The organism is Butyrivibrio sp. (assembly GCF_017940685.1).
In the GTDB taxonomy this organism is placed as follows: domain Bacteria; phylum Bacillota; class Clostridia; order Lachnospirales; family Lachnospiraceae; genus Butyrivibrio.
In genome coordinates this window covers 1-8,962 of record NZ_JAGAYD010000180.1, presented here as the reverse complement: position 1 = coordinate 8,962, position 8,962 = coordinate 1, and the positions used below count along the sequence as shown (strand labels likewise).

General features: G+C 43.5%; 11 protein-coding genes. 1 reads left to right on the top strand and 10 read right to left on the bottom strand.

Annotation, left to right across the window (positions count from 1 at the left end):
• Positions 1–183: 183 nt before the first annotated feature.
• Positions 184–1,152: a ComEC/Rec2 family competence protein gene (locus tag J6I68_RS11700; protein WP_292220530.1), complete on the bottom strand. Its 969-nt coding sequence runs from the start codon at positions 1,150–1,152 to the stop codon at positions 184–186.
• 373 nt (positions 1,153–1,525) lie between these two features.
• On the opposite strand from J6I68_RS11700, the gene J6I68_RS11695 reads away from it, so the two are divergent.
• On the top strand, positions 1,526–1,957 hold the full coding sequence (locus tag J6I68_RS11695) for a hypothetical protein (RefSeq protein ID WP_292220529.1): 432 nt from the start codon (positions 1,526–1,528) through the stop codon (positions 1,955–1,957).
• 54 nt (positions 1,958–2,011) lie between these two features.
• Here J6I68_RS11695 and J6I68_RS11690 read toward each other — a convergent pair whose 3' ends face one another.
• The 9 genes from J6I68_RS11690 to J6I68_RS11650 form a co-directional block, all read right to left on the bottom strand.
• Entirely contained in the window at positions 2,012–3,451 is a 1,440-nt protein-coding gene (locus J6I68_RS11690) for an MATE family efflux transporter (protein ID WP_292220527.1), read from the bottom strand.
• An 11-nt stretch (positions 3,452–3,462) separates the two neighbouring features.
• Entirely contained in the window at positions 3,463–4,413 is a 951-nt protein-coding gene (locus tag J6I68_RS11685) for a DMT family transporter (RefSeq protein ID WP_292220524.1), read from the bottom strand.
• Between the two features lie 36 nt (positions 4,414–4,449).
• On the bottom strand, positions 4,450–5,106 hold the full coding sequence (gene sfsA / locus J6I68_RS11680; RefSeq protein ID WP_292220523.1) for a DNA/RNA nuclease SfsA: 657 nt from the start codon (positions 5,104–5,106) through the stop codon (positions 4,450–4,452).
• A gap of 41 nt (positions 5,107–5,147) precedes the next feature.
• Positions 5,148–5,984 (bottom strand): hypothetical protein, encoded by an 837-nt coding sequence (locus J6I68_RS11675; RefSeq protein WP_292220522.1) that lies wholly within the window; start codon positions 5,982–5,984, stop codon positions 5,148–5,150.
• A 60-nt stretch (positions 5,985–6,044) separates the two neighbouring features.
• The gene (locus J6I68_RS11670; RefSeq protein WP_292220520.1) at positions 6,045–6,533 is read right to left on the bottom strand and encodes an NUDIX hydrolase; all 489 of its coding nucleotides are present in this window, start codon (positions 6,531–6,533) and stop codon (positions 6,045–6,047) included.
• 13 nt (positions 6,534–6,546) lie between these two features.
• On the bottom strand, positions 6,547–7,593 hold the full coding sequence (gene rsmH, locus J6I68_RS11665; protein WP_292220519.1) for a 16S rRNA (cytosine(1402)-N(4))-methyltransferase RsmH: 1,047 nt from the start codon (positions 7,591–7,593) through the stop codon (positions 6,547–6,549).
• Between the two features lie 8 nt (positions 7,594–7,601).
• On the bottom strand, positions 7,602–8,027 hold the full coding sequence (locus J6I68_RS11660) for an HIT family protein (protein ID WP_292220518.1): 426 nt from the start codon (positions 8,025–8,027) through the stop codon (positions 7,602–7,604).
• Between the two features lie 182 nt (positions 8,028–8,209).
• Positions 8,210–8,719, bottom strand: coding sequence for a type 1 glutamine amidotransferase domain-containing protein (locus J6I68_RS11655; RefSeq protein ID WP_292220516.1), 510 nt, complete (start codon positions 8,717–8,719; stop codon positions 8,210–8,212).
• Positions 8,720–8,736: 17 nt separating this feature from the next.
• Positions 8,737–8,962: HigA family addiction module antitoxin (locus J6I68_RS11650; protein ID WP_292220514.1), on the bottom strand; the 226-nt coding region annotated here is incomplete at its 5' end.

Genomic DNA, 8,962 nt, shown 5'->3' with positions numbered 1-8,962 from the left:
TGTGCTGCTGTCCAACTACCTCATCAAGGGTCCTTGGGCGCATCCTGGCGGCAAGCGGAGATTCTTTTTCCATATTGTTTTCGCGCATATACTGAAATAAGTCCATAACATATCAATATTACTATTTTCTTCCATTAATTGGAAGTAAAAAAGTATTCAAATCAGAACATGCATATGCCTGGTTCACTGTGTGATTTCTACAGCATCTGCAGTCATAGTTATGGTGACATCGCCATCTTTTGTCAGGTAAGTCTTAGTGCCATTTGCTGCAAGGATGTCTAAAACTTCCTGATCCTCAGGTTCACCGTTACTGGATGTAATGATGGCATACTGAGGGTTTACACACTTGATAAAGGCTTCGGTGTTAGCATTATAGCGCCCATGATGAGGAACCTTAAGGATGGTGGAGCCAAGGCCCTCTGTCTTTAGAAGTTCTGAAAGACGCTCGTACTCTGCATCTCCTGCAAAGAGCATCGAGTTCTCGCCAAGGGATACCCTGATCACAAGGGATGAGTTGTTGCTGGTGCTGTCGTAGTAAACCGGAGACTTAGGTGGATATATGGTAAAAGAGATCCCGTCTGCAGCGAAAGTCAGGTTTTCCGAAACAGTGGTCTCCTCAAGGCCACTGTTTTCAAGGGCCTCTAAATATGCTGTTATGTCATCAGACTCTTTTGAATGATAAGTGGTGTAGACTGTGCCAACTTCAAAGTTATTCAGGATGTGGTCTGCGCCGCCTACATGATCCTTGTCAAAATGAGTGATTATGAGTTCATCCACTTTTGTGACACCCTGTTCATTTAAAAACTCCACCAGCTTGTCTGCCTTTTTATCAAGGCCTGTATCTATTATCGTGACATGACTGTCAGAGATCAAAACGAAAGCATCTGCTGCTCCGCCTTTGATGCAGGTTATGGTAAGGGTGGTGTCTGTGGCAGTGGTGGTGACAGCAGTATCCTGAGAAGCGGTGGTTTCCTGAGATGTAATGGTGGTGGTCACATCAGTGGATTCCTGATGTGTGGATGTCGACGATTCGTTGTTTTCAGTAGACTGCTCAGTCTGCTGCGGATCTGCGCTGTTGGCAGGCGTTTCTTTTCCGCACCCTGCAAGACATAAGGTGGTGAATATGGTAATAAACGCTAGTTTTTTCCGCATTTTGCTAATCATATATCTTTTTACTCTAAAAAAATCTATTATTCTTGATACTATTCTTCCCATTCTTATTCTTCCTCGTTATCCTGATAGTCTTGTCCTTATGCTTGGGTGAAAACATTCATCTCATTAAAAGAGGTACAATACTTTTCATTTTTCTTGAGCCATTTATGGCATTTTGCAAAGAATTTTTCACCAATTTCTGGTACTGCTTTTTGCAAATCAAGCTTTTTCACCCAATCATCATCGTAAAATCGTATCTTTTCAATTTTTGAGGTATACCCCTTTTTTCATTCTTTGACATGGCTTCTTTACAGCATTATAATAAAGCCTGCACTTTAAACCAACCTTAAAGATTTATGAAAGGATCATAACCATGAAAGCCTTTAAATCGTTTATAATAACACTTGCTATCATCTTGGCAATTGGCGGAATATTCCTGTTTGCGAGGAAATCAATAACTAAAGATGTCGAGGCTTCTGTTGAAACCGTAGAGGCCAGCGCAAGTACCAAAAAGAGCACTGCCAATCCTATTAAAAAAGCCATCGTCAGCGAAGCTGTTGATCAGTACATTGAAAAGTCCGATGGCAAGGTAAAAGAGATCGCTGAGTCCATGACAGAGGAAGATAAAGATACAGTTACAGAAATCATAGCCAACAACGTTGAGCTTGAGGACATCCCAGAAGTTCAGGCATATATTTCAAGTGGTGACACTGCTGGTCTTATGAAATACGCTCAAGAGAACCTCTCTGAAGATGAGCAGGCTCAGCTTGCAGAACTTATGCTGAAATACGCGCTGAACCCTTGATGAAATCTCTTTTAACCGAATAACTAATAAGACAATAAAAGGCTGCCTGTTTACTCAGGCAGCCTTTACTATATTCCTTACCCAGACTCCGCTCTTTACCAGGCAGAATCCAATTATACATTTTAAAATTTCAAGAAGTGAAACGATCATAAATACGTTAAGGGCTGGAAGAGCCGTAAACCTTGAGAGAATATAGGCTGAAGGCACTGTAACCACCCAGGCAAAGCAGCTGTCAAACAAAAATGTCACAGCTGTCTTGCCACCTGAACGCATTGTAAAGTAAGACACATTGGCATATGCGTTTATTGGCATTACCATGGCAACAACCCAGATACACCTTGTGGCCAGCATCTTTATGTCATCCCCGGTGTTGTAAATCTGTGGAATGATGGGCGCTGCAATTGCAAGAAGTGATCCCATAACAAAGGTGCTCATGATGCTAAGAGACGCCATTCTCCATGCACTCCTTCTGGCATTCACCAGCCTGTCAGCACCAAGCTCCTGTCCAACTATGATTCCCGTTGAGTTACCTATAGACAAAAATACTTCGTTGAATATCTGAGATATGGTTCCGCTGATATTCATAGCGGCAATAACCGCAATTCCCCTTACGGAATATGCCTGCAAAAGACTTGCCTGAGCAAGGCTCCACAAAAACTCGTTACAAAGAAGCGGCAGAGACTTGGTAAGTATAGGAAGAACCAGACTTCCAGGAATCCTGAAGTTCCGGTATAGTCCATTAAAGAAACCATAATGTGTTCCAGGCCTGTGGGCCCCAACAAGTATGATGGCAAGTTCAGTAAATCTGGATATTACAGTCGCTATAGCTGCTCCTAGAACTCCCATCTTGGGAAGTCCAAAAAGGCCAAAGATCAAAAGCGCATTAAACACAAAGTTTATCAGCATGGCGATCATGCTGGCCACCATAGGAAGCGTGGTCCTTCCTGACTCTCTCATGGCACTGGCATAAACCTGTGCAAGGCTAAAGGGCGCAAGTCCCACAATCATAATAGTGAGGTACCCGACTGCATACCCCATAGTTGCAATCCTGTCTGCCTCTAAGGTATCTGCAGATATGTATAAAGAAATAATGTCAGGTCCTAAGTTATGCAGTATAAACGCAGCGATGGTAAATATGGTAATGGCAGTAAGAAGCTTAAACCTTATAGCATACCTTACGCCCTCCATATCTCCTTTCCCAAAGAACTGGGTACTGTAAATACCTGCACCTGCAAGAGATCCCCAGATACACAGGTAAAAGATGAATAGTATCTGGTTAACGATGGCAACCGCCGACATCGGAAGGGTTCCCACCTGCCCAACCATGATGTTGTCCAGAAGGCCAACAATATTTGACAGTGTGTTCTGCACTATCATGGGTACAACAACAGTAGCGACGCGCCTGTAAAAGTCCGCATCGCCAAAAAGACACTCTTTTAAAGTGAATTTATATCTGATTGCTTCTTCTCTGTTCCCAGTCTCAAAATTCTGCATGAAATATTCTCTTACGACTTTTTCAAATTGATGTTAACGATAACAATTCCTGCACTTACAAGGAGAAGCGCCAGGAAGCTGCTTGGTGAGAAGGCCTGTGAGTACTCTCCAAGGAAAAGAGCCGACAGCACAACTCCCATTATTGGATTGATAAATCCAAGGATCGAAACCCTGCTCACAGGGTTGTACTTAAGAAGTACGCCCCACATGGTGTAGGCACCTGCGGAGATAAATCCCATGTAGATAAGGTTAAGTACACATCCTGAGTTGTAGAATACGAGGCTTCCGCCCATGAGCCTTCCTACTATGAAAAGAACTATTCCTCCAACAAAGAACTGGTAGCCACTTAAAACAACCGGGTTCTCATCCTTTGAAAAGATCTTGATAAGGCATCCAGATGCTGCGTAGAATGTTGCTGCTACAAGCATGGCGCCCTCTCCTGCAAAGGTTATTGGATCACCTGCAAGCAGTGATGAACCACCTCCAAACACTACTATAATACCAAGAAATCCTACGATACAACCAAGTATCTTTTTAAGAGTCATATTTTCCAGTCTGAAAATATACACTGCAAAGAGGACAGCAAGGAAATTACCTGATGCATTTATTAGAGAGCCTCTTACTCCGCTGGTGTTGGCCAGGGACATGAAAAAGAAATAATACTGTCCGATAGTCTGCACCATTGCCAGGATCAATATATTCTTTAATGAGCTAACCTTGGGAACAAGGGCTTTTCGAGCCAGAAGTGACCCAAACAGGATTGTCATAACACCTGCTATTGTAAATCTTGCACCAGCAAGCATCAGGCGTGAAGCCGTATCATCTGCAGGAATCTGAAACAATTCATATGCGATCTTGATCGCCGGAGAAGCTGATCCCCACAGCACGCAGCAGAACACTGCAGTCAGAATAGTAACAGGCATAAATGCCCAGATAGATGAACCTTTTTCTCTTTTAAACACTTAATTACCCTCAACAATCTTCCTATATTTTTGTTTTTATTGCGAAACAATATATAGGCTATCTTCTGTGACCTTGCATTTCAAGAATAAAATTTTAACACCAGCTTTTTGGGCTTCATAAAAAGCCTTGGTAAAGTCAGGGTCAGTTTTATCATTAGGTCTTACCTCTGATATTCCTTCTCCTTGGATAACAAATGCTATCGCAGTGTTAAATCCAGATTTAACAGCCTCTGTAAGTTCTCTTAAATGCTTGGTTCCACGTTCTGTGGGAGCGTCAGGAAAATACCCGATTCCGTCAATAAAAAGGGTGCATCCTTTAACTTCCATCAGGAACTTTTCATCACCCTTTTCCATGTAAAAATCTATCCTTGAATCCCCATATTTGTACTCAGGTTTTACTTTCGAATAATAATTTTGTGCTAGAAGCCACTCTTTTACCACTGTGTTTGGAGCCTGTGAATCGATGTTAATAATGCGTCCATCTTTTTCTACAGCCACAAGATCATAGGGAGTCTTCCTCACAGGATTTTCCGCCTTTTCAAGATAAACAGCGCATCCAGGGATAAGGAGTTCTTTGCATCGCCCTGTGTTTTTCACATGAACAACAAGTTCATTGCCATCTAGATCTACTCTGGCAATGAACCTGTTTGGTCTTGCTATGAATTTAGCTTTTACTATGTTTCGGTATTTCAAAATAATAGCTCCGCAATTTATGGGGCTGATAATAATGGTACTCAGCCACTTCCAAGTATTACATTAACGTCAAACTCTTTTCCTGTTCTGGACTCATAGAACTCTTCTATGGTAAGTCCCTGGTCCTTGGGATCAAAGTCCACATCTTTGGCCTTGTTCCTGAGGTTCTCATCATTTGAAAAGAAAGCATAACCCATGTTATGGATTTCCCATTCATAGGCCATATCTTCAGCTGTTCTGTAGCTTTCCATATCTTTTCCACGGACTGGATGCTCATCAATAAGGGCCTGACAGATAATGATCATGTCTGCCTCACTGTGAACTCTGTAGGAGTCCTTAACCTTCCAGTTGTCCGTTGTGTAGATTGCTGTGAAATCATCTCCAGCATAGTAGAAATGATAGTTTTTACCATTTCCATCAGTATCGGTAAGTTCAATATCCGCAGCGGATTTAAGGATTCCAGCTGTACTGCTGCTATCAACGGTTGATAGCGCCTCTGATGCAGCATCATTCAAAGCATCCTTGGAAATGCCGTTTAATGCATCCTTAGCAGCATCTTTAATTGACTGCTTTGCTGCATCTGTGGCCTTGTCTCCAGCCTCTTTAACGCTGTCTTTTACATTTTCCTTGACTTCATCAAGGACTCCGCTGTCTTTTACTACATCAATGCTATTTTTCACTTCATCTGCTATAGAAGCGGCTGTAGGCGATGCATCCTGCATTACCGATGATGCCCCACTTGCAATATCATTCATTGCACCAACAACGCCGCTTACAAGCTCGTTGGCATCATCAAGCCCTTCGTTATAATCGTTCAAACTGCAGCCCGTCAGGATCATTGAAAGAACCAGTCCTGTTGCCAAAATTTTCTTTTTCATACTCCTCATAACCACCTTTTGATCAAAGCTATGCCTCAGGGGCTGATCACTGGCCCAATGTCACAGAATATTCCGGCCATTTAACACCGCTTCGATCAGTTTATCCTCTTTATCATAGCGCATTTTCAGGGAAAAGAACTCACGGCTCCTGTCAAGCTCCCTGAAGAATATCTTATCGCCCTCCCAGATGTTAAGGGAAGGAACTTTTTCTTTTGGCACCCATTCAAATACGCCCTCATCGCAGGGAATCGGCTCTCCCTCAGGGGCCTTAGCCGTAAACAGGCTCATGAGTTCATAGTCACCTTTATCGGAAATAAAGGTGATCACTGCCCTGTATTCTATTTCATCCAGTGGAATGTCATATCCAGTCTCTTCAAGAATCTCTCTTTTTATGCACTCCTCAGGGCTCTCACCCTCTTCAAAGTGACCACCTACGCCAATCCATTTGTCCTTGTTGATATCTTTTTTCTTGGAAATCCTGTGCATCATGAGGTAGCTGTCACCTCTTTCAAGGTAACACAGGGTTGTAAGATACTCTGGTCTTGCCATTTTCTGCTCCATCCTAATTACTCTTTATAGCCCAGCGCATCTTGGTGGACTTGCTGCGGGGATTGACCCTGCATTCCTCTGCGGAAGGTCTTATTACATCTGAAGAAATTTCGCTGTAGACGCCGCTTTTATATAGTTCCTTAAAGGACTTTTTCACAAGCCTGTCCTCCCCTGAATGGAAGGTAAGGATTGCAACTCTTCCGCCGGGGTTAAGGATTCCCGGAAGCTTTTCAAGAAATGCGTACAGCACTTCAAATTCACTGTTTACGTCTATTCGAAGAGCCTGGAACACTCTGGCGCAGCTCTTTTTCACAGCATCTGACTTTTCATCCTTGGGAAGCTTCCAAAGAGCGCTTTCGATGGCTTCCCTGAGGGCCGTTGTGGTGTCTATGCTCTCGCCCTTCTTCATAAGGGAAAAGACCTTGTCGGCTATCTCCTCGGCATAGGGTTCATCGGAGTTTTCAACCATCATGCCAACAAACTCATCTCTTGTGATGTGCTTAAGGCGCTCTGCTGCTGATTCTCCGTGAGCCGGGTCTAGGCGAAGATCTAAAGGGCCATCAACCTTGTAAGAAAAGCCCCTCTCAGGGTTATCAATCTGCATGGAAGATACGCCAAGATCGGCAAGTACGAAATCAAAACCTCCTGCCTCAGCTGCCACCTGATCTATGTTTGCAAAGTTAATAAGCCTGAACTTAAAGGCATCTTCGCCAAAGCCAGCATCTCTAAGACGCTTTACGGTCTTTTCAGACTCTATAGGGTCAACATCAAGGCCGTAGATACAACCACGGCCCTCCAGTTTTTCCAGCATCTTCCTGGTGTGGCCACCGTACCCCAAAGTACAGTCAAGCCCCTGCTGTCCTGGATGGATCTGAAGGAAATCCAGGATCTCTTTTACCATGATGGAAATGTGCATTCCAGCAGGAGTTGAACCCTTGGCAATTACATGGTCTATGGTGTCCTTGTACTTGTCAGGATTCTGCTCTTTGTATTTTTCTTCAAACTTTTTTGGGTACTTGCCCGAATAGTGAACTCGTCTCTTGTGCTGCTGTTCTGCCATTATCCATTTTACTCCAGATTGTCCTTGATCTGTTTAATAAGCTCGTCGTACTCAGCGTCTGAAAGGAAAACCTTCTGTGGGTTCATCTCGAAAACTCCGCCCCACTCATAGCCGTCCTTGTACTTGGGAACCAGGTGCATGTGAAGGTGGCATCCTGTGTCGCCGTATGCACCGTAGTTGACCTTATCAGGGTTAAATGCCTTGTGGATAGCTTTGGCAGCTCTGTTTACGTCTGCAAAGAACTTATTTCTATCCTCATCAGATATGTCTACAATCTCGCTAACATGATCCTTGTAAGCCACTATACATCTGCCCTTGTGGCTCTGCTCCTTAAAAAGGATCAGTTGGCTTACATCAAGGTCACAAATCTTGATGCCAAATTTTGCAAGAGGCTCTCCTCCTACACAGTATCCGCAGTTATTGTCAATTGCCATTTCTCTTTCCTCCTAAATTATCGATAGAACAATTATATCGAATTCTGAGGGTGGTGGGTATAGGACGATTTTTACTTACGTCATTTGACGCGCGTCAAATAGATTCATTTTTATAAATACCCTCCTTACTGGTGCTCAGTAAAGAGGGTATATCTTAGCAAAATTCCATCTTACCTATTCGATTACTTCCAAGCCTTAAGAAATTCCACCAGCGCCTTGTTATACTCTGGGATATCCGGTGGCCTGCGGGCTGATATTATGTTTCCATCAACAACTACTGCCTCGTCAAGCCAGGTAGCACCTGCGTTTTCCATATCATCCTTAATTCCCGGAGTACTGGTGACTTTCCGGCCATCAAGGATCTTCGCCGATATCAGAACCCAGCCTGCATGGCAGATCTCGCCAATGAGCTTGCCATCGTCATTCATGCTCTTCACGATCTCAAGCACCTTGGGGAAACGGCGAAGCTTATCCGGAGCCCATCCTCCAGGAACCAGCACGCCATCGTAGTCCTTAGGATCCACTTCATCAAAGGTGAGCGTAGCCTCACAGTGTACGCCGTATTTTCCGGTATACTCACCCTTTTTCTCTGCCACCAGGTCAACCTGGATGCCCTCTTCTCTAAGGCGCATCACTGGGCACCACAGTTCAAGATCTTCAAAATCGTTACTGACTAGTTGTAGTATCTTCATGGAGCCTCCTTCCAAAATCAGGCCTTTTGTGATATCTGTACCAAGTAATCACATTTTTTGATACCCAATATTTCAACTTCCAATTCCATCTTAGCATTCCTCAAATCTATGTCGTCCTGAATACTTAAAAAATAGCTATCGGAAACATCAAAATACTTGGCAAGTCTCAATGATGTGTCAACTGTGATTTTCCTTCTTCCATGGAGAATGTCCTGAATTCTTGAAGTAGGAACATTAATATCA